Below are 24,806 nucleotides of genomic sequence, written 5' to 3'. Positions count from 1 at the left end.
TCTCTCCCTGTTTTTTTCAAGACAGGGATTCAATTATTTCTACAGAATTGAATTTTCGGTCTACATATACCGCTAGAAATTCCTTTGCGATCATCATAAGTTCTTCCAGCACGCTGTCTGAAACCGTGAAATTATACAGATTTCCAAGCATTGCTCCATTAATATACTGAAGCACATATCTGGCGTCCTCTGATATATGGATACTTTTCTTAGCCTTGCTCCGGCAGTTCTCACACAGGATTCCACCGGATAAGGGATCAAATATCCGTGTCAGCCTATCGCTTCCACAGATCGGGCAATGAAAGCTCTGCAGTCCCTGTCCAAAGATATCCATGATCTTCAGTTCATATACACAACGGATCAGTTTCACCGGCAGCAGTCCTTTTTTTAATGCATTCAGGCTGACAAACAGCAGATTCAGATAATCTGCCGACCGGTCACCTTCTCTTGTAAAATATGACATCATCTCACAAAAGTAAGATCCGTAACAGTATTTGTTCACATCAAAGGTCAGTTCATGAAAATATTCCTTTGCATCTACGTTGATAAGTGTATATGCATTTCTTCCCGGATATACAGTAAATGCTCCCATGACAAACAGCTGCGTCTTTGAGATCAACTGGCTGCTTGGTCGTCGGACTCCCTTTGCAAATGCTGTGATCTTCCCCTGCTCTCTGGTCAGTATAACAAGCCGTCTGTCATATTCTCCCTGAAGACCGGAGGAAAGCACGATTCCGTTTAATACTATCTCATCCTTCATGATTCATCCATCTTATAACCATAATTTCGAAGAAGGGTATCGGTATCCCGCCAATCCTTCTTCACCTTTACCCAAAGCTTCAGATTCACATGTGTATCTAATAGCTGTTCAATGCCATACCTTGCATTGCTGCCGATCTTTTTCAGCATTGCGCCCTGTTTTCCGATAATAATACCCTTATGGGAATCCCGCTCACAGATGATTGTTGCATCTATATCCATAAGTCGTCCATTCGGACGTTCCTTCATCGAATCAATAACAACCGCGATTCCGTGTGGAATCTCTTTATCCAGAAGTCTTAAAGCCTGCTCCCGGATCAGTTCGGATACGATCTGTCGCTCCGGCTGATCGGTGATCGTGTCTTCATCATAGAACTGTGGTCCGTATGGAAGGTATTTGAACAGCGTCTTTATCAGTTCATCTTTGTTCTTTCCCTTTAATGCCGATACCGGAACGATCTCCGCATGACTGCAGGCATCCTTATAGGTCGAGATCGCCTTGAATACTTCTTCTTCACTTACCGCATCGATCTTATTTACCACAATGATGATCGGTGTCTTAACATGTTCTAACTGTTCAATGATATACCGTTCTCCTGCTCCGATAAATGTCGTTGCTTCAACGATCCACATAACGACATCTACTTCATTTAATGTTCCCTCTGCCACCTTTAACATATATTCACCAAGCTTGTTCTTGGCCCTGTTGATTCCAGGTGTATCGAGGAAAACAATCTGTCCTTCATCCGAGGTATACACGGTCTGAATACGGTTTCTTGTTGTCTGCGCCTTACTGCTCGTTATAGCGATCTTCTGTCCGATCAACTGATTCATCAGTGTGGATTTACCTACATTTGGTCTTCCTATGATCGCAACAAATCCTGATTTGTATGTATCGTTCATACTTCTCCTTCCATACTCTGTATGTATTCATGTTCTCCATTCGGCACAGAATTCTGTAACCTGCCGGAGAACTATTTACAAATCTATATACTTCTATCTTCTTTCGTTACTTCTGTAAAAACTATAGATCTTTTACTTCTTTAAACTTTGCCCGATTCTGTTCGATCTTATCTTCCCCACCGATTGCACAGATAACCCCGCCATCTGTGATCGCCCGGATCACAGGTGCCAGTGAACGGATCGTTTCTACATTTGCAGTAAGCACCTGATCACGTTCTTTCTGAAGCTGCTCATCTGTAATACCTGCAAAGTAACAGGTCTGGCTGAATGCTCCTTCTGCTGATGGTGTCATTGGAGAATCTAACTTCGCGATCGCACCGATCAGATATTTGGTCATATCTCTGTCGCTTGCATCAAAGCCTGCCACATAGTCTGCTGCCTTCTTATAGATATCATATGTCTCCATCAGGTTCGGATCTCTGTAGGATGTAAAATACCCCATTCCTGATCTGGCAAATGAACACATAGCTCCATATGCCCCACCCTTTACACGGATATTCTCCCAGAGATATCCATAGGAGAAGATCACCTGTAGGACTTCCAGTGCTCCGGTATATTCAAATCCTTTTTCCTTATAATTTCCTGTGAGAGCCGCATACTGTACCTGGCTTGCTGTCTTAAAGGCTTCGTTCTTAACAGCTTTTTTCATCACACGTTTTTCTGCAAAAGCAGGTCTGGTCGACAACTTTCTTGCAAACGCTTCAATATCTGCGCCCAATAATTCCTTGATATCATTGTCACCTGTATAAGAGATTGTTACCGCTCCTTTTCTGAGGATCTCGGCAAGCGTTGTCTGCAGCTTCTCAATGATCGCATCTGCATTCTGCTCAAAATCCTGATCCAGCTCCTGTAAGAAATCATAATATCCGATTCCCTCTGTCATATCCTTAAATGCCATCACATCTGAGACATACGACATCGCGCGTGTTGCAGATGTGATATGCCCTGAAGATATCAGATCAGTCTTAAGTCCGGCCTTTTCTTCCGATATAATCTCTTTCAATCTCTTCTTATCCGAAAGCTTCGATGTGAACAGGATCTCCTCGATCAGCTTCAGACCTTCTCCAAGCTTGTCATACATGGCCTTTGTCTTAACGGAGAAGAATGAAAGATGATCCTTCCCGCCATCCTTATACATGGCTCCTGTAGAAAATCCGATACCACCGGTATGGAAATTGATCTGATTGGACAGTTCACCATATGTGTAATGCTCTGTATCCACATATTTGAAAATGTTAGTGAGCAGCTCTGCATATGGAACAAACTCTGCATCCAGATCATTGATATCAAATATAAACTCCAGATAACCGATTCCGTTAGTAAAGATATCATGACTTATTAATGGCATACCATAAATGCTGTCCTCACGGTTCTTTAACGGATGGATCTCTTTTCTGATATCAGAAATATTAAGCAACGGAACCTTCTCCATATCCTCTGCCGGAGATGGTGTCTCCTGATATAATTTTAATTCCTTTGTATCTGATACAACCTGTTCAAGCTCATTTTCCGTAAGAGAGGCCTTATAGTCCGCAAGCTTCTGCTTCTCTGCTGCATCATTCTCCTTATCAAGCCCCTTCTTCGGCTTCATAACAAAAATCATACCAAAGGTATTCTGAACCAGCTTTTCCCAGATCAGTTCTTCAAAATATCCGGTTTTCAGACTTTCTTTCAATTCATCATATACTTCATTTAACTTAAACATTTCAAGTGCAGATGCATCATCATACAGCCATGTATTAAATGCATCCAGACCCATCATAAGCCCCTTCGGAAATCTGCCGAAGTTTGCTTCCTTATGTTTGAACTCAAAATTATTGATCGCAGCCTCGATCGAAGTCCGATCGATCGCCTTTCCTTCTTCTCCATGCCCGGAAAGATCAGTCAGTGTATCCCTGATCACTGACACAAAACGTTCCTTATCGGACATATTTGCATTTCTTGCTACGATTGAAAAGATTGTCTGCCGGATCCCATCATCAAAGGAAGCAAAGACATCCTCTCCGATCCCTGCATCTACTAATGCTTTCTTCAAAGGTGCGCCCGGAGCGTCCATAATTGCGTATTCCAGTATATTCATGGCAACGGACTGCTTCTTATCAAGGCTGCTGCCAACTACCATATTATAGGTTAAAAATGTCTGATTTTCTTCGCTCTCATTTTCTGCGATTGAATAAAAGCAGCTCTCATCCTTCATCTGTTCATAGGCTGTCTGCACAGCGATCGTAGAATCAATCTCTCTATAATCAAAGCTCGAGAGATACTCCTTATCGATATAGTCCAATTCCTTATACATATCAAGATCACCATACAGATAAATATAACTGTTTGACGGATGATAATACTTTCTGTGAAAATCAAGAAAACGTTCCTGACTTAATGTTGGAATCGCTGCAGGATCACCACCGGATTCATTCTTGTATGGTGTGTCAGCAAGAAGAAGTTTTTCAATCTTTGAATACATCTGCTGTTCCGGAGATGAAAATGCACCCTTCATCTCATTAAACACAACACCATTATAGATCAGTTCCCCTTCTACAGTTTCAAGTTCATAATGCCAGCCTTCCTGACGCATGATCTCTGTATGTTCATAAATATTCGGATAGAATACCGCATCCAGATAGACATCCATAAGATTTTCAAAATCCTTTTCGTTACAGCTTGCAATCGGATATACCGTCTTATCAGAATATGTCATTGCATTTAAAAACGTATTTAATGAACCCTTTGCCAGTTCTACAAACGGGTCTTTTACCGGATATTTTCTGGAACCGCATAATACCGAATGTTCCAGAATATGCGGAATACCGGAATCATCATACGGCGGTGTCCGGAATCCGATATTAAACACCTTGTTCTCATCATCATTAGCAATTACAAGCACTCTGGCCTTTGTCTTCTTGTGGCTTAAGATATAACCTGTTCCATTTACTTCAGGGATCTTTTCTTCTGTTATGATGTCATACCCTGTTAATTCTTTTAAGTCTCTCAATCTGATGTCTCCTTTATTCTTCTTTATTCAAATGAAATGTCTCCGGAAGCAGCTCTTCTACCGAATACATCCTATATTCCTGTTTGTTCTTTGCTACAACGATCACGCAGCCTTGTTCGGCAAATTCGGCAATGACCTGTCTGCATATCCCACATGGATAAGTATAGTCACATTCTCCGTTCTTTAGTCCGCCAACGATCGCGATCGCAGACAGCTTTCTGCACCCTTCACTGACTGCCTTAAAAACAGCCGTCCGTTCCGCACAGTTTGTTGCCCCATAGGAAGCATTCTCTATGTTGCATCCTGTATAATAACTTCCATTCTCCATCTTTACACAGGCTCCCACCTGAAAATTCGAATATGGCGCATATGCCTTTGTTCTTGCCTGCATCGCAAGCTCGATCATCTCTGAAATCTCGTTTTCATTCATACAAATTTCCTCTTACTTCCTGTTACATGGAACTAACAGTACCACCCATAAATATAGCCTATTTTCCATGTGTTTGCAATGCGATTCTGGCGTATTCTAACTGCAAACTATACAAAACAGATTGACAGTGGTCTTACCTATTATTACACAAGACATTCTCATTCTATCCTCATGTAGCGGTACATAAGGCAGCAAAATACGCTGCCCAAGTACCGACATTCGTAACTGAGACCTTAGCTCGACTTAATCGAGGTTAGTTCGAAGTTACACAGAGTGGATAGGCTTGTTACATAATAGTAAGACCACTGTCAATCTACTATTTAAAATTTCTACTCTCTATTTAAAAATAAATCATTATTTCAAATTCACCGTCTTCTGTTTTTAAACTTCCGTGGTAGCCAAATATCTGCATGATCTCCTGCACGATGCTCAATCCGATTCCGCTTCCGTTTCTGCCGGTTCTTGCTTCGTCTCCCTTTACAAATGGCTTCCATAACTCCTCCGGATCGGTTGTAATCGGCTGTTCCATCGGATTGCTAAGGATCAGATGATCTTCCTTTAATACCAGCCGGATCACACTTCCTTTCAGTGAATACTTAATTGCATTTACAAACAGATTCTCTAACATATGGGAAAGCATCAGCGGATCACCTTTTACCGTACAGTTTCCTGACATTCTTACCTCCAGACCTTTTTCATCCAGAAGATTCTGATACCGTTCCTGTAACGGCTCCCATATCTGTTCGATGCTTACAGACTCTGTCTGTAACGCTTCCATTTTACCAAGCTTGATATACTCGCTTAACTGACATAAAAGTTCATTCATGTAAGATGTATTTTCCAAAATAACATCTATGTAATGCCGGCACTCTCCTGTCTGGTTTAACTGTTTCAGATTCTCTGCATACCCGGAAATTGCCATCAATGGACTTTTTACATCATGTGCAAGTGCTGTAATAACCGTTTCTTTTCTCTCTGCATCTTCCATCTGTGAAAATGTCCGTCTACAGGATATAAACGCAGTCAAGATCGTTGCAATTATAATGAGAAATACAACTGCAAGCCCTCCATAAAATAACCAGATACCTTCTGTATGCCAGCCAAATGGATCTGCATACATAGCGGATACGATATAATATATATCATTGTCAAAAACAACATACTGGCTTTTAAAATAATAGTTTCCACCCAAACAACCACTTATACTCTCTGTTATATCTGCGGGATGTGCTCCATAAGTCTCCATCTTAGCCAGCAAATACCTGCTCGTCTTACTATACTGATTGGCATCATCTACTCTGCCATGAAGACTCCATGCAAATTCCCCTGCATCAGCATTTTGAACCACCTGCCGGAAAGAAGGCATAATCGGTGAATACATCTGTACTTCGGACTGCATCTGCTCCATATCATCCTCTATATCCTGTACCTGTTGTTCTAATTTTTCTGTATCATTTTCGTCTGTATGCTTCGTAGTTTCTGTTTCTTGATTTTCATCTGCAGCATTTACATCGTCTTTTTCTTCTATATTGTCTACTGCATCTGAGCTTTCCAAATGCCGCCTGTAAACTGCTGTCAAAAAATATGGTGTATTTTCCTCCGCAAAGATCTCCTGTATTCTATTACGGACTTCCTCTATATCTGTCATACCTGCAATATCTTCCTGACATTCAGCCAAACTTGCACTGACACTATTTGTTGATACCTGAAAATATTCTTTTAATTCCAGATTGACCTGATTTCTGTAATAACCGATCACCAGCAGATACAATATTATGCTGACTGCTATAATGCCAGATGAAATCCATATCCATTTTCTTTTTATCTTTTGTCTTTTTCTTTTCTGCCGCTCCGACAATAATGCATTTCTTTTTTTATCATTCTTTTTGTTCTTTTTCATCGTCGTCACCCCGTATCTGATATCCATTTCCTATCACTGTTTTAATCTGCTTTCCTGCACTTCCAAGATGTTTTCGAATCTTTCGAATGTGATTATCCACACAACGATCACTGCCTTCATAATCATAACCCCATACACCGATCAGCAGCCGTTCTCTTGCCACAGTCTTATTTTTGTTCTCAAGCAACATCCGCAACAATGCAAACTCTTTTGGCGCAAGTTCTATTTCCTGAGAATCCACAAGAACCCTATACTCCGATGGCTTCATATGTATCCTGCCACAGACCAGCTCTCCGGTTCTGCTAAGATCCTTTGACCGTCTGATCAGTGCCTTGCATTTCGCATATAAGGTCACAAGAGAAAATGGTTTGATGATATAATCGTCACAGCCGAGATCATAGCCAAGCAGGATATCCCGTTCGGAACTTCTGGCTGTTAAAAACAGGATCGGAACCATGCTCGTCCTGCGCATCTCCCGGCAGATCGCAAAGCCATCCATTCCCGGAAGCATGATGTCTAACAATACAAGATCCACCCGTTCCGTCTCAAATAAATCCAGCCCATCCTGTCCGTTCTGTGCCGTCCGTACTACAATCTCATTTTCGCTTTCTCTGGTAAAATAATCTTTCACTACTTCGCAGATCTGTTCATCATCTTCAATCATCAGTATCTGATATGTCATATTTCTTACCTCCTTGCGCCTATCTTAACAGTGTCATATGACTTTTAAATGTTCTTACATAAAAAGCCTAAATAGAGTTTACTGCTCTATTCAGGCTTTCTTATTTGCTATAGTTTCTCCTCCACAGCTCGTTCCATATTCTGCATGGCACATTCTGTCTGCATGGCTCTCCCTCGTTCCTCTTCGGAAAGTCCGTCGGTTATGGAATAACATGCATCAAACAAGCCGCTCTCCATACATTGTTCGATGCCTTCCCCGAAGCAGCCTGCAAATGCAACCACTTTTTTCTTCTGTGCTTTTGCAAGTTTTGCTACGCCTGCCGGGGTTTTTCCCATTAACGTCTGCGCATCCATCCTGCCCTCTCCGGTAATAACCAGATCGACATTTTTTATTTTTTCTTTTAAATGGATCTCATCAAATACTATATCAATTCCCGGTCGTAATCTTGCATGCAGGAACATTAGAAATGCATATCCAAGACCGCCTGCTGCACCTGCTCCCGGTGTCATACGATTTATTATGCTGTCCATCTGACACTTCTCCGGGTCTGTATTCTTTTGCACTTTATCCTGCTTACAGCCTGACCAGTTCTGCTGTTCTACCAGATCTGCATAACGCACCATGGATTTCTCCATGTTCTCTACCATCTGAGCATCTGCTCCCTTTTGCGGTGCAAAGATATGGCTGCATCCATTCTCTCCAACCAGCGGATTTGTAACGTCACAGGCAATCTGAAATGAACATACTGAAAGCTCCGGTAACATATCTTCTATGTGAATCCCGCATACTTTGGAAAGTCCTTCTGCTCCAAAGCAAACTTCATTCCCATGTTCGTCAAGGAAATGGCATCCAAGTGCCTGCAGCATTCCGATCCCGGCATCATTTGTTGCACTTCCGCCAATCCCTATAATAAAGCTCCGGCATCCATGCAGCATGGCATCCTTTATCATCTCGCCTACTCCATATGTAGTTGTATGCAGCGGATTTCTGGCAGACTCCGGTACAAGCGGAAGTCCTGCTGCCTCTGCCATCTCGATCAATGCTGCTTTTTCTCCTGCTTCATCATAACTGATATAAGAAGCCTTTACGACCTGTCCAAGCGGTCCTGTTACATTAACTGTATGACGTTTCATGTTCGATTTTCCATAGGCGATCGCATCCATGGTTCCCTCTCCGCCATCTGCAACCGGAACCACTTCGATCTCACGATTCTTATAATTTTTCTCCAGACCTTTTTTAACTGCCATGCCTGCCTGAACAGATGTCATACTGCCCTTAAAAGAATCAACAGCCGCAAGGACCTTAAGCGGTCTTTCTCTCAATTTCAGATCATCCTGCAATATGGTGTCATGTATTTCACATGTTCGATTCATTTGAGAAGTCCTCCCTTGCAAATATCACACCGTTTATTTCCGGTTCAGATTATATCCGACAACTGCACCCACAATACCGCCAACGATATGTGCCATATTCGAGATATTGTCCTGTACTGCGATACCTTCATATACCTGCTGTCCGATAAAGATGATCGCAACCAGAATAAAGGATAACGGAATTTCGCCTGCTCGGAATCCGGTAAAGGACGCCAGCACGATAAATGCAAATACGACACCACTCGCTCCACAAAGTGCTACATTCCAGAAAAAGATGTAATTCACAATACCGGTCGCAAGTGCTGTTACACCGATCACTTCCAACATTTCTTTCGAACCATATTTTTCTTCTAACATCGGTCCAAGCAATAACAGATAGGAGGCATTTCCGATAAAATGACTCCATCCTGCATGCCCGAATACATGTGTAAAGAATCGCAGATATGTGAGTGGATTTGTAAGCGATGAATGATACGTCATAAATAATAACCGGGTACTTCCGCCACCGGTCAGAACCCCAAGCAGAGTTACAACAAAACAAATAAATACAAAGCCCAGCGTCACCGGCGCGTTAAATGTGATCTTTAATTTTCTCATCTGTATATACCTCCCCATATAGAATGAATAGCTTTATTATACCCTATTTATGTATAAATACAAAGAGCCGCTTCGACTCTTTTACCCCCAGAACAAAATTGCTTTACAGGATAAATATTTCTATAAAACAAAACTACCGTCCATCCGGCAGTCTGATCATAACAGTTTCAACTGACGATCAAATCTGTATCCGAATAAACGGTAGTCTTATATGTACTTTGCCCATTCTATTCATCCGAAAAATCATTGCCTATACTATGGTCAGATGATTTTCCATCACGATATACCGATGAATTTACAGATTATATTCTTTCTTTGTATCAGCAAGTGCTGCATCCATACGCTCGATAACGGCTGCGATCTGTTCCTCAGTAATAACCGCTGTCGGCTCGAAACGGATACACTTGGAGTTTACAAGTGTTCCGGCTGTCATAACACCTCTTGAGAACAAGCCCTTTGCGATGCTGTAACCGATATCAGATGTAACAAACTCAACAGCAAGCATCAGACCTACGCCTCTGACATCATCGATGATCTCAGGATATTTTGCCTTCAGACTTTCAAGTCCTGCCTTTAAGATCTTACCTTTGCTTGCACACTGTCCTGGAATATCATTATCAATCATGTATTTGATCGTTGCGATCGCTGCCGAACAACATACAGGGTTACCACCAAATGTAGGAGAACCAAGTAACCATGGGTTGTCGATCAACTGCTGTACCCACATGGATGGCTTACAGATAATACCTGTGATTGGCATGATACCACCACCAAATGCTTTACCGAATGTCATGATATCCGGTGTTACGCCTTCTGCTTCGCATCTCCACATTGTACCGGTACGACCCATACCTGTCTGGATCTCATCAAAGATCAACGCTACACCATACTCATCACAGATCTGTCTTAACTCTGTCAGATATCCTTCCGGTGGAACGATAACACCAGCCTCGCCCTGAATTGGTTCAACGATCATGGCTGCAACCTTTTCACCAACAGCGATCAGGTTACGGATTGCCTTTCTTGCATCCTCTGCATTACCATATTCTACATGCTGTACCTGCTGTACCATAGGTGTATATGGAACTCTGTATGTATTCTTACCACCCATTGAGATTGCACCCATTGATTTACCATGGAATGCACCAACGGTTGAGATATACCATCTTCCGCCTGTTGCGATTCTGGCAAGCTTCAATGCCATTTCGACTGCCTCTGCACCACCATTTGTAAAGAAACAATACTGAAGATCACCCGGTGTGATATCTGCAACTGCCTTTGCAAGATATCCACGAAGCGGATCCAACAGCTCCTGTGAATGAAGCGCCTGATGATCAAGCTGTGCCTTTACGGTATCAAGGATCTCCGGATTTCTATGACCACATGTATAAATACCGAAACCACCAAGACAGTCAATGAATTCTTCACCATATAAACCATCACATACGCCGTCATGATCTTTCCACTCAAGCACTGCTGAGTTGGTAGATACTGACTTTCTGTATTTTAACCAGCCCGGGCTTACATAATTATCAAAATAATCTAATGTCTGTTCTGTCATTAATTTCTTTTCATCATCTGTTAATTCATCTGAATGGATATAACCAATTACCTTTTCCAAATCCTTACTTACCTGTTCATAACTCATATTAAAATCCTCCTTAAAATATATTCGTGTTATAATGTGTCTGTCTGATCCTGTATGTTACCTAACACAACCTTTCCATGAACATTTACAATCATTGATTGAAGTATAAATTTTACGGCCATTAAACTGAAAAAAAGGAGCCTGTGACCTGTTCACAAGCTCCTTTGCTTCTATGTCTGTATATTATCGTATCTCATGCTCTTTTTCAATTACTAATTTATACCATTTATCTACCATTTATCTGTTATATATAATTAAATATAAGTATATTTAGCTCATATAACTGACTTGTAATTCCATCGTCATACCTCTATCGAAGTATCATTTTCTACCCTATTTCTGTTATTCGCCAAATCAGTCGGTATTTGAAACGCATTAAAAAGCAATAAAAAACCGCCCACCTTCATTTTTCAGAAAGTGAACGGTCTGTTTTATCTAGTGTTCATACCAGCCTACAATACCCGGGTTCAAATTGATATTGATCTGCTTAACCTCCTGATATTCCTCGATACCATGAACGCCAAGCTCTCTGCCGATACCGCTCATCTTATAGCCGCCCCAAGGTGCTTCATTAAAGGTTGGGTTGTAGCAGTTGATCCATGTGATACCTGCGCGAAGCTCACTGATCACACGATGTGCTCTGGTTATATCGGAAGTAAATACAGCTCCGGCAAGACCATATACGGTATCATTGGCCATCGCAATCGCTTCTTCCTCTGTCTTAAAGGTCTGGATACTGACAACCGGACCAAAGATCTCCTCACGGACGATCTTCATATCCGAAGTACAATTATCAAAGATCGTTGGACGTACAAAGTAGCCCTTTGCACATTCTCCTTCTGTATAGCGCTCACCACCTGTTACAAGTGTTGCGCCTTCCTCGATACCACTCTTTATGTAAGACAGAACTTTCTCCATATCCTTTTCCGTAATGACTGGTCCGATATCCGGATTGTTCACCGGATTGCCGATCGTCATGGCTTCCGCCTTTTTCTTTAATCTGGCAACAAATTCATCATGGATGCTTTCTTCTATGATGATTCTGGATCCTGCGGCGCATACCTCGCCCTGATTGAAGAAAATACCGATCATTGCCCACTCTACAGCGCCATCCAGATCTGCATCTGTGAAAATGACATTTGGTGATTTACCACCAAGCTCCAGTCCGATCTTCTTCACATTTGTAGCGGCTGCTTTCATCAGGCTCTGACCGACTCTGGTACTTCCTGTAAATGTGATCATATCAACATCGGTATTCTCGCCCATTTCCGTTCCGACCTCAGCATCACCCTGTAACAGATTGACGCAGCCCTTCGGAAGTCCTGCTTCTTCAAAGATCTCGAATAACCGGATTGTTGAAAGCGGAGCCTTTGGACTTGGTTTAAACACGATACTGTTTCCTGCTGCAAGTGCAGGCGCCAGCTTCCAGACAGACATCAAAAACGGATAATTCCATGGAGTGATCTGCGCACAGACACCGACCGGCTCTCTGGTCTCATATGAATGCATCTTGCCAAATCCATCATTTACCTCATATACACCACCATGCGGAGTCTTGCAAAGACCTGCGTAATAACGGAAGCAATGAATACCATCACTGATATCTCCTTCTGCTTCACGAAGCGGCTTACCATTATCCAGAGTATCCAGCATTGCCAGTTCATCGGCATATTTGTCGATCAGATCTGCGATCTTTAGAATCATATCACTTCTGGTCTGGGAATCCATATCACGCCACTCTCTTGTCTGGTAAAATGATTTCTTTGCCGCAGCGATCGCACGTCTGGCATCTTCTACACTGCTTTCATAGACCTGCGCGAGCACTTCTCCGGTCGCCGGATTGATAACGTCAAACGGCTTTTCCATACTTCCTGTTACCCACTCACCATCAATATACATCTTTTTTGGTTCCATATATCTTACTCCTCCTGATCAACTTTTTTGTCTGCCTTTTTCCGTTTTGTATTACTGCTTTAATTTGTTCCATATATCGTTGTAAACAGTCAATGTATCTGTATCAAGATTTCCAACAAATTCACCTTTTTCAAATACCTCAGCCGGTATATTCTTTGCTTCATTGTTCCTGTAATCTTCATTTGCCTCCACTGCAGTTGCATTCGCATTCAGATATGGGTATTCCGCCATAACCTTTGTAGCAACATCCGGATCACACATATAGTTGATGAATTTCATTGCATTATCATAGTTCTTGGCACCCTTTGCGATTGCCCAGTTATCAATGAATTTATATGCGCCCTCTTCAGGGAATACAATCTTGATTGATGGGTTCTCATCCATAGCAAGCGCTACTTCAGCAGCCCAGCAGTAACCAACATTACAATCTCCGCTGATCAGAGATGACTTTGGACTGTCACTGTCATATACTGCGATATTATCCTTTAATGTCAGAAGCTTCGTTTCAACCTCGGCAAGCTTTGCTGTATCTGTTTCATTCATGCTGAGTCCCATGCTTCTCTCCGTCATACCGATAACTGCTCTGTAGTCATCCAGTGCTACGATCTGTCCTTTTAATGAAGGATCAAAGAGATCTGCGTATCCCTTAATATCTGTTGATACCTTGTCGGTGTTGACTGCGATCGCTGCCACACCACCCTGATAAGGAACGGAGTAGACATTGCCCGGATCATATGTAGGATCCAGATACTGACTACCAATATTTGACAGATTGGTAAGTGCATCCTGATCCAACTTCTCAAGCATTCCCTGAGCGATCATGGATTCTACCATATAGTCACTCGGCTATACGATATCATAAGTTCCTTCATCCTCTGATTTTACCTTTGCAAGCATATCCTCATTGGATGAGAATGTTGATACATTTACTTTAATTCCATATTCTTTTTCAAAATCCTTAATTACTTCATCCGGTACATACTCTGTCCAGATGAACAGGTTTAACTCTCCGTTTGTACTGTCTGCTTTCTTACCACAGCCTGTGATATTTACTGCTGTCATTGCAAGAACAAGTGATAATGCAATACTTACTGCTCTTTTTCTGTTTTTCTTCATAATTATGTCTCCCTTCTACTCTTGAACCTTGTTCGGTTACTTCTATAAATTGTTTACTGTTTCATTCTATACAGCTACTGTTTTTTCTTCTTAAACAGATTGCCCTGAGTCAGGACAACAAAGATGATCGTGCCTGCTAAGATCAGTGCTGATAATGCATTTACATCAGGTGCTACTCCACTCTTAATACTTGCCATAACCTGTAACGGATAAGTCATCGTATTACCATTTACAAAGTAGCTTATGATAACGTCATCAAGCGATAACGTAAATGCCAGTAATGCACCGGCTGTAATGCCGGGTCTTAAAACCGGAAGTGTGATCTCCCAGAATGTACGGATGCGGTTAGCTCCCAGATCCATACTTGCTTCTTCAATCGAAATATCATAGCCGGATAATCTTGCCCTGACATTGAAGATAACATATGGCACACAGAAGGTGATATGTGCAATGATCAATGTAAGCATACCTCTTGGGATCGAGACCTTTGCGAATACCGTAAGTAAGGATATACCCATTACAATCTCAGGAATAACGACCGGGATATATAAAAGTCCGTCTATGATCCCTTTTCCTTTGAATTTATATTTGTACATTCCGATCGCACCGAGCGTACCTATAATCGTTGAAAGTACAGTTGTGACCAATGCTATGATCATCGTATTGCCAAAGGATGTAAGAAGCGACTGATTTTCAAACAATTTCACATACCAGTCAAATGTAAACCCCTTCCAGGTCAGATATGGTTTTGATGTCGTTGCATTAAAGGAATTCACTACAACAACTGCAATCGGCATAAACAATACAATATAAATCAGAGAACAAAAGATCTTTGAAAGAATACTCTTTGTTCTTACTTTTGCTTTTCTGCTCATCGTTTACACCCCCAGACTATCCATATCGCCGCCTGTCTTCTGGTACAGTTTGACGAGGATCAATGTGACAACAATTAATATGATGGATAAGGCTGCACCAAGAGGCCAGTTATTTCCACTCTTGAACTGGCGCTCGATCAGGTTACCAATAACATCTGCATTTCCACCACCTAAGATATTCGATACAAAGAAATATCCAAGACATGGGATAAATACCATGATACAGCCGGAGAAAATTCCGCTGGCTGTCAGCGGCAGGATCACTTCAAAGAAAGTCCGCCAGCCCTTAGCTCCAAGATCAGAGGAAGCCTCCAGTAAAGTATGATCTAGCTTACCGATCGCAGTATAAAGCGGAAGTACCATAAATGGGAACAGGCAGTACACCATACCAAATACAGTAGTTCCCTGGTTATATAAGAGGTTCAATGGCTCTGATATCAGATGCAGCTTCATAAGCACGGTATTCAACCAACCGGCCGAACCAAGGAATGTCTTCCATCCATAGATACGGATCAGTGAATTCGTCCAGAATGGAATAATAACCAGCATATATAACAGGTTCTTTGATCTGCTCTTTGTCCTTGCAATAATATAGGTAAACGGATATGCAAGCACGATACAGATCACGGTTGTAAGCAATGCAATCACAAGTGACTGAACATAGATCTTAATATAAGAACTGTCCACCAGATGTTTGTAATTATCGAATGTGAACTGAAATGTTACATTGTAATACTGATCAATACTGCAAAAACTCATGACCAGTATATAGATGAGTGGAACTGCTACCAACAGGATCAGCCATAAGGTCACCGGCCCTACCATGATCGTTGCCGGAAGTGTCTTTTCTCTGAATCTCTTTTTATTCATATCAAACACCTCCTTATGCCAGTGTTATATTTTCCATACTCTGATAGAAGCTGTTATCCAGACTGTGGATCAATACCGCATCCTCCGGATTCCAGCAGATAAATACTTTGTCACCGGATTTTGGAAGTTCTTCGCCTGCCAGACGTTCCATCTTTACTTCATTTCCATTTGGAAGAACCGCCAGACACTTGACGACTGAGCCAACATAAATATAATCCTTGACCAGTGCCGGTACGCTGAAGCCCTCTACCGGTTCTGCCGAAAAATGAAGCTTTTCCGGTCGAACAGAAACGGTTACAAATTCACCAACTGAAAATCCGGTGTTCTTTTCCTCTGTCTCGGTCACGGAGCCGGAGGTTGTTACATCTCCATTTTCAATTCCAATAACCGCTTTTCCGTTTGCGATCAATTTGATCGTTCCGTCAAATACATTTGTCTCTCCGATGAAGGTTGCTACGAACTTGGTTGCCGGTCTTTCATAGATGTCTGTCGGTGATCCGATCTGATCCATGACACCATCATGCATAATGGCTATCCTATCGCTCATCGTAAGCGCTTCTTCCTGATCATGTGTAACATAGATAAATGTGATATGTAATTTCTTCTGCAGCCGTTTCAGTTCCAGCTGCATCTGTTTTCTAAGCTTCAGATCCAATGCACCAAGCGCTCATCCAACAGCAGAACCTTCGGACGATTGATCAACGCTCTTGCAATCGCAACTCGCTGCTTCTGTCCACCGGACAACTGACTTGGATACCGCTTCTCAAATCCGGATAACTGAACCATCTCTAACATCTCCGTTACCCGTTCTTTGATCTCTTTCTTTGGAACCTTTTTCATCTTAAGACCATATGCTACGTTGTCATATATGGTCTTATGTGGAAATAAAGCGTAACTCTGAAAGACAGTGTTTACATTTCTCTCAAATGGCTCTTTATCTTCAATCGGCTTCCCTTCTACCTGAATGGAGCCTGTCGTCGGTTCTTCAAATCCTGCGATCATACGAAGCGTTGTCGTCTTGCCGCATCCGGATGATCCAAGCAATGTCAGGAACTCGCCTTCCTCTACCTGCAGATTCAGATCTTTTACAACATGATTTGTTCCGTATATTTTATTTACGTCTTTGATATCAACTATAACATTTGCCAAATCATATCACCTCTTTTTCAAATTTCTCTATAATGCTTTTTCTCCTCGTTCACCGGTACGGATTCGTATAGCCTCTTCGATATTTCGAATGAAGATCTTACCATCTCCGACATGTCCGGTAGCTACCTTTTCTCTGACATCCAGAATAATCTGTTCTACCTTGGAATCTTCAACTACTACTTCAACTCTTACTTTTGGAAGAAGGTTGATCGTAGTTTTAAAGCCTTTAATCTCATTTACGCCCTCAACAGTTCCTTTCTGTGTTCCGCATCCCATAACGGTTGAGATCGTCATACCACCACAATTCTTCTCATCCAATATGCTTTTTAATACTTCCAGCTTTTCCGGTCTGATTATTAATATGATTTCTTTCATTCTTTCTTCCTCCAATCTGCAACATACAACTAATATAACAAAAAAGAGCCGTTCATCTCTGAACAGCTTCTTTGCTTGTTAACGAAAATATACTACTTTCAAATTAATTCTTCAATAGAACAGGATTACCATTTTTTTACTACTTTTATGGTATTAACTACTCTTTTTCTTTAATCAGTTTAAACATCTGAACACGGTTTCGGATTCCCAGTTTCCTGTAAATATTTAAAATATGCTTCTTTAGTGTATTTACCGTTATGGATAAACGGTCACAGATCTCCGTATTCTCCATTCCCTGCAGCAAAAGCTGCAATATGGTCTGCTCCCGCTTCGTCAGATCATAGGTCTTTACTGCCTGTGTCAGCGTCAGTTTCTCCTGACTGGTCATCTGATTGTTTCTGTCCTGTGACAACCGGTATGCCATATGATCCTTAAGCATATCCATCAGGAATACATCTTCATATGTAAAGTCCTCTTTACCAATCGTCCTATATAATGTCACCACGCCCAGAAAATGTTTGTTCCTTCCAAATATCATTTGTAACGCGTAATGCCAGTTATTTGGCTTATATACTCTTTGATAATATTCAGTTTGAACTCTTTTCTCATCCGATATAATATCAGTTTCCCGATATACCATACTCCTGCCGCTGAACATAATACCACGGCTGTAATCCATATTCTCATAAATATCTGACAAGTCTTCATCACAGTTGAGGAATACCGGACGTTCCAGATTTTCTTTTTCATTTGATGATGCCAGATAAAAATCTGCACTGTCAAAATCTATGACGGTCTTGATCTGTTCCAGAAACTGTGTCCGCATGGCATCAAAATCACCGATTGTGTAGATCTTGTATATGATACTGTTCATGACCAGCCAGTCATTTGTTTCAAGGGTCTTCACCAGTTTCACCTCCCTTGTATTTCATAAAACAAAAAAAGTACGCAACCGATGTAACACACCCTTGCGTACTTATTTTTTACTATTCTGTTGGTATGAAGTATAGCACAAAAAGATGATTTGTCAAGCAAGAAAATTCATCAGGCTATTTACTGAAATATCATCAGATTATTAACCTTGAATCTATTTCAAAAGCTTTTTTATCTGCATATCTGTTGCGATCGGATAAATATCATGCATATGCCGGATGATCATATTCCAGGACTCCTGCGGATCATCCTTGTAACAGGATGTTACATAATCATACCCATAGATATGTTCCAAGGACGAGTAAACCGCTACATCCCAGCCATACTCCAGTCCTTTTTTATTTACACGTTTTCTGAAGTCGCAATTACAAAGGTACATCTGCATCATAAGATTTGTGACAGCTCCATCAAATCCCTTTTCGCCGTCTTTTCCATATCCTGCCATTTTCTTCAGTTCGTTGGAATACAGTTCTGCATCCACATGTTCTTCCATGAAATGATCCATGATCTTTTTATTCTTATTCGGAGCTTTTCCATCTTCATACAGTGCTTCAAAATCATATCCATCCCGCCGGTAATTAGCAAATACCGGAAGCCATTTTCTCGATATAAAACCTGCCTTTTTATTAAAAAACTTGCCATATACGATATCATGTCTTCTGGCGATAACCGCCCGCCACATCCATGGATCTCTGTCAACATTCTCACACCACCAGTACTCCGGCACGGTTCGCTCTTCCAGCGAAAATCCCGGTATATCGTTTCTAAAAAGCGGCAGGAAGCCAATCTCATTTATATACTCTATTGCCTCATCTATTGTGTGAATACATTCCGGATCATCCCAGGCTACACCATACATGATCCATTTGCCTGATTCTTTTTCCATGTTTATCTCCTGTTATATCACTACCCCATTACAGTGATCTACCTCTACTTATGTCAAGTAAAAGGCAAAAATTACTTTGACAATAATTGATAATAGCTTTTTATTTTAGTGCCACAATTTAATTTTTTTTATTGATTTGTGGCACTAACTTAAATTAATATTTACTTTTCCTAATAGAAAATCAACAATATTTATATGTGAAATACCATCTCTGGAATAATCGAATCTATCTAATGAAAATACATATTTAGGTGACGCATCGCTTATAGGCTTAAATGCTCCAAACTCCCGTTCAATCGTTTCCCTGCTTCCAAGATAATATGCTACTTGTATGAAACATTTTTTACGACCATAAATTGCAACAAAATCTATTTCACCCTTATATGTTTTTCCTGTAAACACCTCATAATCCCTTGAAACCAGTTCATTATAAATGATATTTTCTAAGAAAAATGTATCTTCAAAATTTACCAAATTCGTATTTATCATACGAAAACCCGTATCAACAGCATACTGTTTTTCAATATATGACATTGCTTGCTTTCCAACAATATTGAATCTTTTCACCCGATCTATGAGGCATGCTTTGTCCATCTTGTCAAGATATCTGTATATTGTTTTACGGTCGAGACCTTCTTCATTTTGATTCTCGAAATAGCTTTGTATATTTTTACTGGAAAATTCTTTTCCAGCATTTGCCATAATATACCCTGCTATCTTTTCAAAATTCTGTCTATTTATTTTTGATTTATCAGTTATTATATCTCTATCAAGGATGCCCAAATATGTTTGTTCCAAATATCTTTTAATATCGCTTTCTTTGGAAAATGAAAATCTCAATGGAAATCCACCCCAATTGATATAATCAATAATAAATTCATCAGGGGGCTGATTTTTTCCTATTACTTTAATATATTCATAACTTTCAGCAAAAGAAAACGGCATTATCCTAAATTCAATACATCGCCCCACCAAAAGTGTTGCCATCTTGCCTGACAACAGTTTGGAATTACTGCCTGTAATGAAAATATCACAATTAATTGTAGCTCTCAGAGAAGCCAATACTTTTTCAAAACTTCTCACATGCTGAATTTCATCAAGAAATATCAGATATTTATCCATATCTTTGATTTGTTTTGTTATATAACTATTCAGCTTTTCAGCTGTACGAATTTTTTCAAACTGTAAATCTTCAAAATTAATCCTTATAATATGTGTCTTATCAAAACCATTTGAAACAAACTCTTCTTCAATCTGTTCAAGCAGAATAGATTTTCCACAACGTCTTACACCAGTTAAAACTTTTATCAGATCAACATTATAATATGGACGAATTTTTTGTAAATATCTTTCACGTTTAATATACATACACATTTACTCCTAAAAAAGATCACTATTATTATGCCACAAATTTAAAAATTTTCAAGATTTGTGGCACATATATTAAATCACTACCCCATTACAGTGATCTACCTCATGCTGAATAATCTGTGCCACAAATCCTTCAAATGCCATCTTTCGTTTTACGAAACCAGCATCCTGAAACTCTACCTCTATCTTCTTATACCTTGTTGTTTTTCGTTTTCCCTCTAATGACAGACAGCCTTCTTCTGTTTCGTAACGTCCGCTCTTTGAACAGATCACCGGATTGATCATAATCATATCTACAGGTCCGGCACTTACAATAATCATATTTTTCTTATACCCGATCATATTTGCTGCCATTCCGACACAGCGCTCACGATTCGCAGCTAATGTATCCCAAAGATCATTTACCACATTCATATCAAGTGGTGTTGCCAGAACGGATTTCTGCCCCAGAAAAAGAATATCTTTTACAATAGGTTTAACCATTTTCTATCCTCCATAAGGTCTCATTTATTTCTTCTATATCGTAAAGATTTGTCACTGATTTGCAAATTATCATAAAATTTCTGCAACACGATCGCCAACTCTTCCGGAGCTTCTATGTTTGCTTCATGACCTGTTTTCACAAGTTCATGGAAACAGGCGTTGTTCAAATATTGGCAAAGTTCTTTTGAAGTTTTTTTGTTTGCAGTGTCCTTCTCTCCACAAATGAGCAATACTGGGCAAGACACCTTATGCAGGGAGTCACTGAAATCCAATTCAGCCATCGTCCCGCACAGGCTGATAACATCCGCTTTTTTGAAACCCATTTTACTGAATGCGAATCGGCATAAGATGAAACAATATATTCTGAACTTTCAATAAGTTTTTTGGCATTTTATATTGTGCTGCAATTAATACGAGCGCCTTTACTTTATCTGGGTGGTCTATCGCATAATTAAGTGCCAAAACAGCGCCTAGAGAAAGCCCACATAAGACAATTTCATCGTTCACCTTGTCACATTCTGATGAGAATGCCGAATATAATTCCTTATATGTAGCAGATTTTCCTTCTAACATCTCTGCCAAACTCAATTTAACACTACTTTCCGATACCTTCGTTTCTTTTATTACTTTATTCCAACTGTCCGGTTTTTGTCCTAGTCCATGCAAATATAAATACTTCATATATTGTCGCTCCTTCAAACTGGAAATTATTCAAATTATCAATTCCTAATTTCCGTACAGAGATTTATAAATCATCTGCTCTCTAATTGTTCGAAATGATAACGCGGTTTTCCAACACTCTTTTTTCCATACTCAATAGCTTCTGTAGGGCAATAACAAATACAAGCCATACAATGAGTGCATTGCTTTCCCCATACAGGCTTTCTGTCCTTAAGCGTAATGTTGTTCAATGGACAGTTCTTAACACATTGACCACAACCGACACAGGTAGCATCCGTACGAAATGCATCAGATTTCACAAAGAAATGATAAAAAATCGGATTTACCGGACCACTCATTAACCGGTCATAAAGATTGTTTCTTGGTACAGCGAACGGCTGCTCTGCCTTAATGTGCGCAATTATATCCATAATAGCAGGTTCCGCATTTCTAACAATCTTTCTTGCTTCTTCTGCTTTCGGTGCACCAAACATAGCAATATAATTTTCCGGCATAATAACCTGAGCTGTACCCATATACCATAAATGTTTTTGCTCCGCAAGGTGCCGATTATATTTCGCTGCATTCCCAATCTCGCCTCCACAGTCCATCACGAACCAAATGCGTTCTGCAGAAAGCAGTTCCGTTTTACAAAGCCACTCCGATACAATTTGTGGAATACGCCACGCATAAGTTGGAACCACTACGATTATATTTCTGCCTGTTTTCATTGGCGAATAATCTGTTGCCTTGATTTTTGCATTCATATCTACAATCTCGTCCTGCAATTCATCTGCAATTTTCTTTGCTATATAACGACTATTACCAGTTCCGGAAAAGCACAAGATCATAATAACATTACCTCCGTATTTGCCTCAAAGCCAAGCTTTTCATAAAAGCTTTTTCTCCAACACTCTTTTTGAAATCATCTCACAATATCGTCATTTTTCTCGTATGGCATCGGCTCCCCATTTTCTTTATGTAGGTGTCCTATTTTATCGCAGATCCTATCGTACAAATTATCATTCACATATGCAATCTTCTCCATATCCACATTGTTCTCTGATTTTTTTCCGCTGTAGAATTTTTGGGCGTATGTTCCACATTCTTTTATGTAAGCCATTATTAAATTAATTTCTTGTTTCTCGACTTCTGAAAAAATAGGTTGTTCCGTTAATTTTCCACTGATAAAATCACAAAAATAGGAATAGTCATCATCCCAGTTAATATTTCCATTGTCCTGGGCTTCACATCGGATCTTTTCTATTTCTCTTAATAATTCTCCCTGCAGATTATGTGCTTGTCCAGCTTGCGGAACATAATTTTTCCAAATATATTTACATTCATCAAAATACTGCTGCTCGTACTCTTCGCCTATGATCGCATCAATCGTCAAATTGCTTTTTCCTCTTTTTAATTTATCAAACAATCCCATAATTCACCTTAATATCTCTTTCTGGAAATATTTCTCTCGTAAAATTGTTCCAACTATCTCATAGTGTTCTTTAACTGTTATTATTCAAGCCACTGGATAAAAGCAGTTTTATCAGAACTATTATATCCTGCATTCTCATAAAATCTTAATGTACTTTCCTTTTTTGATCCTGTCAGAAGCATCATCTTATAGCAGTTATTCTGCTCCGCTATGTACTTTGCATATTCCAAGCATTCCGTAGCATAACCGTGTCCTCTATAATCTGAATGTGTCACAACATTTTCAATAAACGCATATGGTCTTACCCCTCTTGTAAGGTTTGGAATGATTACACAAACACAAGAAGACACTATTTTATCATCTATCTCAAAAACTATTATATGATGATTCATGTCATTCATAATAATATTCCAAGTCTCTTTCAAGCTTTCTGTCATTTCCGGAATCGAATCTTCATGAAGATACAATATAACTCTAATAATTCATTAAGTTCTGTCTTATTTATTTCCCTAACCATAATTTTATCCCAACCTCTCTGTTTTCTGCCCGTTTTAATCAAAAATACTATAACCGTTAAAGTTTATATTGCATGAAGTTACCATTATGTACAAATCCAAAATCTGTATATAATTTAACTCCCATATCAGACGCTGTAATCTGTATTGTTCCACAACCATATTCCCTGGCATCATCTATAACACGGGATAGCAGCTCCTTTGCAATACCTCTTCTTCTATATTCCGGATCAGTAAACATACTGGATAACAATCCTATCTTTCCACTTGGGCATCCAAAATAGGGAGGCTTCTCCACAAATGACATCCCGCTTGTTCCAATAATATTTTCCTCATCAATGGCAAGCCAAGATACAAATGTTCCGTCCGCCATATGTCGAGTATAATATTCCTTCAATGCAGGAACCAAATCCATCTCTTCTTTAGCCCCTTCTTCTCTAAGCTGGTTTATCCTCATGTGAATAAACGTATTCAGTTCTTTTTCTGTAAGTCTTTTATATCTAATATCCATTTTCACGATCCCCTTATACAAACTGATATTTATAAATTACATACCGCATACAATGGTATATTTACCATCCATTCCTGATCCATATACTTTAGAGTCGAAAAACGTACAGCTTTCTCGGGATGGAATTTATCATAATACGCTTTTAAACTCTGCGACCTTATATTCGTTTCTGCTTTTACTTCAATAGGTATAATTGCATCTTCTTTCTGGATCAAAAAATCCTGTTCAAACGTAGCTTTCTCAGTTCCATAATAATATGGTGTGTACGGCGTATCTGAAATCAGCTGCTGCAATACATATTGCTCTGTGAGAGCACCCTTGAATTCTATAAAAATATCATTTCCTTCCAATATAGATTTCGCCGGCAAC

Annotated in this window: 25 protein-coding genes and 2 pseudogenes; all 27 read right to left on the bottom strand. The window is 40.1% G+C overall.

The features are described from left to right. Window positions 1–16: 16 nt before the first annotated feature. The gene (gene recO, locus DW959_RS00655) at window positions 17–760 is read right to left on the bottom strand and encodes a DNA repair protein RecO (RefSeq protein WP_117822748.1); all 744 of its coding nucleotides are present in this window, start codon (window positions 758–760) and stop codon (window positions 17–19) included. Next, window positions 757–1,662: a GTPase Era gene (gene era, locus DW959_RS00650; protein ID WP_117822750.1), complete on the bottom strand. Its 906-nt coding sequence runs from the start codon at window positions 1,660–1,662 to the stop codon at window positions 757–759. The genes recO and era overlap by 4 nt, the downstream gene beginning before the upstream one ends. Window positions 1,663–1,783: 121 nt before the next feature. After that, entirely contained in the window at window positions 1,784–4,714 is a 2,931-nt protein-coding gene (locus DW959_RS00645; protein WP_117822752.1) for an insulinase family protein, read from the bottom strand. Window positions 4,715–4,727: 13 nt separating this feature from the next. After that, complete coding sequence (locus tag DW959_RS00640; RefSeq protein WP_021943733.1) at window positions 4,728–5,144, bottom strand: cytidine deaminase; 417 nt, start codon at window positions 5,142–5,144, stop codon at window positions 4,728–4,730. A gap of 340 nt (window positions 5,145–5,484) precedes the next feature. Beyond that, window positions 5,485–7,044 carry a histidine kinase dimerization/phospho-acceptor domain-containing protein gene (locus DW959_RS00635; RefSeq protein ID WP_173783589.1) on the bottom strand — a complete coding sequence of 520 codons (1,560 nt, stop codon included), beginning with the start codon at window positions 7,042–7,044 and terminating at the stop codon, window positions 5,485–5,487. Next, window positions 7,022–7,726 carry a response regulator transcription factor gene (locus DW959_RS00630; protein WP_117807659.1) on the bottom strand — a complete coding sequence of 235 codons (705 nt, stop codon included), beginning with the start codon at window positions 7,724–7,726 and terminating at the stop codon, window positions 7,022–7,024. Before DW959_RS00630 ends, DW959_RS00635 begins: the two co-directional genes overlap by 23 nt. 107 nt (window positions 7,727–7,833) lie before the next feature. Beyond that, window positions 7,834–9,099 carry a glycerate kinase gene (locus DW959_RS00625; protein WP_279220974.1) on the bottom strand — a complete coding sequence of 422 codons (1,266 nt, stop codon included), beginning with the start codon at window positions 9,097–9,099 and terminating at the stop codon, window positions 7,834–7,836. 33 nt (window positions 9,100–9,132) lie between these two features. Then, the gene (locus DW959_RS00620; protein WP_117807660.1) at window positions 9,133–9,696 is read right to left on the bottom strand and encodes a rhomboid family intramembrane serine protease; all 564 of its coding nucleotides are present in this window, start codon (window positions 9,694–9,696) and stop codon (window positions 9,133–9,135) included. Window positions 9,697–9,991: 295 nt separating this feature from the next. Continuing rightward, entirely contained in the window at window positions 9,992–11,344 is a 1,353-nt protein-coding gene (locus DW959_RS00615; RefSeq protein ID WP_008402829.1) for a putrescine aminotransferase, read from the bottom strand. A gap of 435 nt (window positions 11,345–11,779) precedes the next feature. Next, window positions 11,780–13,258, bottom strand: a complete 1,479-nt coding sequence (locus DW959_RS00610; protein WP_117822756.1) for an aldehyde dehydrogenase family protein — start codon at window positions 13,256–13,258, stop codon at window positions 11,780–11,782. A gap of 51 nt (window positions 13,259–13,309) precedes the next feature. Continuing rightward, a complete protein-coding gene (locus DW959_RS00605) occupies window positions 13,310–14,092 on the bottom strand; it encodes a spermidine/putrescine ABC transporter substrate-binding protein (protein WP_118614920.1) in 783 nt (260 codons plus the stop codon). Between the two features lie 12 nt (window positions 14,093–14,104). Continuing rightward, complete coding sequence (locus DW959_RS00600) at window positions 14,105–14,374, bottom strand: hypothetical protein (protein ID WP_118614917.1); 270 nt, start codon at window positions 14,372–14,374, stop codon at window positions 14,105–14,107. Window positions 14,375–14,448: 74 nt separating this feature from the next. Continuing rightward, window positions 14,449–15,249, bottom strand: coding sequence for an ABC transporter permease (locus tag DW959_RS00595; RefSeq protein ID WP_117807663.1), 801 nt, complete (start codon window positions 15,247–15,249; stop codon window positions 14,449–14,451). Window positions 15,250–15,252: 3 nt separating this feature from the next. Continuing rightward, window positions 15,253–16,119 (bottom strand): ABC transporter permease, encoded by an 867-nt coding sequence (locus tag DW959_RS00590; RefSeq protein ID WP_117822758.1) that lies wholly within the window; start codon window positions 16,117–16,119, stop codon window positions 15,253–15,255. A 13-nt stretch (window positions 16,120–16,132) separates the two neighbouring features. Beyond that, a pseudogene (locus DW959_RS00585) lies at window positions 16,133–17,268 on the bottom strand (ABC transporter ATP-binding protein). Window positions 17,269–17,295: 27 nt separating this feature from the next. Beyond that, window positions 17,296–17,643, bottom strand: a complete 348-nt coding sequence (locus DW959_RS00580) for a P-II family nitrogen regulator (RefSeq protein WP_008402823.1) — start codon at window positions 17,641–17,643, stop codon at window positions 17,296–17,298. A 157-nt stretch (window positions 17,644–17,800) separates the two neighbouring features. Further along, a complete protein-coding gene (locus DW959_RS00575) occupies window positions 17,801–18,550 on the bottom strand; it encodes a helix-turn-helix transcriptional regulator (RefSeq protein WP_117807665.1) in 750 nt (249 codons plus the stop codon). Between the two features lie 180 nt (window positions 18,551–18,730). Continuing rightward, entirely contained in the window at window positions 18,731–19,462 is a 732-nt protein-coding gene (locus DW959_RS00570; protein WP_117807666.1) for a hypothetical protein, read from the bottom strand. Window positions 19,463–19,606: 144 nt separating this feature from the next. After that, entirely contained in the window at window positions 19,607–20,830 is a 1,224-nt protein-coding gene (locus tag DW959_RS00565; protein WP_173783587.1) for an ATP-binding protein, read from the bottom strand. A 75-nt stretch (window positions 20,831–20,905) separates the two neighbouring features. After that, the gene (locus DW959_RS00560; RefSeq protein ID WP_117807668.1) at window positions 20,906–21,316 is read right to left on the bottom strand and encodes a peptide deformylase; all 411 of its coding nucleotides are present in this window, start codon (window positions 21,314–21,316) and stop codon (window positions 20,906–20,908) included. A 20-nt stretch (window positions 21,317–21,336) separates the two neighbouring features. Next, window positions 21,337–21,639, bottom strand: coding sequence for an alpha/beta hydrolase (locus DW959_RS14355; RefSeq protein WP_243023275.1), 303 nt, complete (start codon window positions 21,637–21,639; stop codon window positions 21,337–21,339). 1 nt (window position 21,640) lies between these two features. Continuing rightward, complete coding sequence (locus DW959_RS14350) at window positions 21,641–21,997, bottom strand: alpha/beta hydrolase (RefSeq protein WP_243023273.1); 357 nt, start codon at window positions 21,995–21,997, stop codon at window positions 21,641–21,643. A gap of 71 nt (window positions 21,998–22,068) precedes the next feature. Further along, window positions 22,069–22,827, bottom strand: coding sequence for an EFR1 family ferrodoxin (locus DW959_RS00550; RefSeq protein WP_117807670.1), 759 nt, complete (start codon window positions 22,825–22,827; stop codon window positions 22,069–22,071). 74 nt (window positions 22,828–22,901) lie between these two features. After that, on the bottom strand, window positions 22,902–23,411 hold the full coding sequence (locus tag DW959_RS00545; protein ID WP_117807671.1) for a hypothetical protein: 510 nt from the start codon (window positions 23,409–23,411) through the stop codon (window positions 22,902–22,904). 80 nt (window positions 23,412–23,491) lie between these two features. Continuing rightward, window positions 23,492–23,928, bottom strand: a pseudogene (locus DW959_RS00540) (GNAT family N-acetyltransferase). A 56-nt stretch (window positions 23,929–23,984) separates the two neighbouring features. Then, window positions 23,985–24,437, bottom strand: coding sequence for a GNAT family N-acetyltransferase (locus DW959_RS00535; RefSeq protein WP_117807673.1), 453 nt, complete (start codon window positions 24,435–24,437; stop codon window positions 23,985–23,987). 29 nt (window positions 24,438–24,466) lie between these two features. Beyond that, window positions 24,467–24,787, bottom strand: a complete 321-nt coding sequence (locus DW959_RS14345) for a DUF4143 domain-containing protein (RefSeq protein WP_242996030.1) — start codon at window positions 24,785–24,787, stop codon at window positions 24,467–24,469. Window positions 24,788–24,806 lie beyond the last annotated feature (19 nt).

The organism is Clostridium sp. AM46-21 (assembly GCF_003480025.1).
In the GTDB taxonomy this organism is placed as follows: Bacteria; Bacillota; Clostridia; order Lachnospirales; family Lachnospiraceae; genus Coprococcus; species Coprococcus ammoniilyticus.
The sequence above is the reverse complement of the archived record's forward strand: the minus strand, read 5'-3'. Positions and strand labels throughout refer to the sequence as shown.

Coding starts and splice junctions, on each gene's coding strand:
- recO (WP_117822748.1), bottom strand. CDS start 760: ATGAAGGATGAGATAGTATTAAACGGAATCGTGCTTTCCTCCGGTCTT.
- era (WP_117822750.1), bottom strand. CDS start 1,662: ATGAACGATACATACAAATCAGGATTTGTTGCGATCATAGGAAGACCA.
- DW959_RS00640 (WP_021943733.1), bottom strand. CDS start 5,144: ATGAATGAAAACGAGATTTCAGAGATGATCGAGCTTGCGATGCAGGCA.
- DW959_RS00635 (WP_173783589.1), bottom strand. CDS start 7,044: ATGAAAAAGAACAAAAAGAATGATAAAAAAAGAAATGCATTATTGTCG.
- DW959_RS00630 (WP_117807659.1), bottom strand. CDS start 7,726: ATGACATATCAGATACTGATGATTGAAGATGATGAACAGATCTGCGAA.
- DW959_RS00625 (WP_279220974.1), bottom strand. CDS start 9,099: ATGAATCGAACATGTGAAATACATGACACCATATTGCAGGATGATCTG.
- DW959_RS00620 (WP_117807660.1), bottom strand. CDS start 9,696: ATGAGAAAATTAAAGATCACATTTAACGCGCCGGTGACGCTGGGCTTT.
- DW959_RS00615 (WP_008402829.1), bottom strand. CDS start 11,344: ATGAGTTATGAACAGGTAAGTAAGGATTTGGAAAAGGTAATTGGTTAT.
- DW959_RS00610 (WP_117822756.1), bottom strand. CDS start 13,258: ATGGAACCAAAAAAGATGTATATTGATGGTGAGTGGGTAACAGGAAGT.
- DW959_RS00605 (WP_118614920.1), bottom strand. CDS start 14,092: ATGGTAGAATCCATGATCGCTCAGGGAATGCTTGAGAAGTTGGATCAG.
- DW959_RS00600 (WP_118614917.1), bottom strand. CDS start 14,374: ATGAAGAAAAACAGAAAAAGAGCAGTAAGTATTGCATTATCACTTGTT.
- DW959_RS00595 (WP_117807663.1), bottom strand. CDS start 15,249: ATGAGCAGAAAAGCAAAAGTAAGAACAAAGAGTATTCTTTCAAAGATC.
- DW959_RS00590 (WP_117822758.1), bottom strand. CDS start 16,119: ATGAATAAAAAGAGATTCAGAGAAAAGACACTTCCGGCAACGATCATG.
- DW959_RS00580 (WP_008402823.1), bottom strand. CDS start 17,643: ATGAAAGAAATCATATTAATAATCAGACCGGAAAAGCTGGAAGTATTA.
- DW959_RS00570 (WP_117807666.1), bottom strand. CDS start 19,462: ATGGAAAAAGAATCAGGCAAATGGATCATGTATGGTGTAGCCTGGGAT.
- DW959_RS00565 (WP_173783587.1), bottom strand. CDS start 20,830: ATGTATATTAAACGTGAAAGATATTTACAAAAAATTCGTCCATATTAT.
- DW959_RS00560 (WP_117807668.1), bottom strand. CDS start 21,316: ATGGTTAAACCTATTGTAAAAGATATTCTTTTTCTGGGGCAGAAATCC.
- DW959_RS14355 (WP_243023275.1), bottom strand. CDS start 21,639: ATGGGTTTCAAAAAAGCGGATGTTATCAGCCTGTGCGGGACGATGGCT.
- DW959_RS14350 (WP_243023273.1), bottom strand. CDS start 21,997: ATGAAGTATTTATATTTGCATGGACTAGGACAAAAACCGGACAGTTGG.
- DW959_RS00550 (WP_117807670.1), bottom strand. CDS start 22,827: ATGATCTTGTGCTTTTCCGGAACTGGTAATAGTCGTTATATAGCAAAG.
- DW959_RS00545 (WP_117807671.1), bottom strand. CDS start 23,411: ATGGGATTGTTTGATAAATTAAAAAGAGGAAAAAGCAATTTGACGATT.
- DW959_RS00535 (WP_117807673.1), bottom strand. CDS start 24,437: ATGGATATTAGATATAAAAGACTTACAGAAAAAGAACTGAATACGTTT.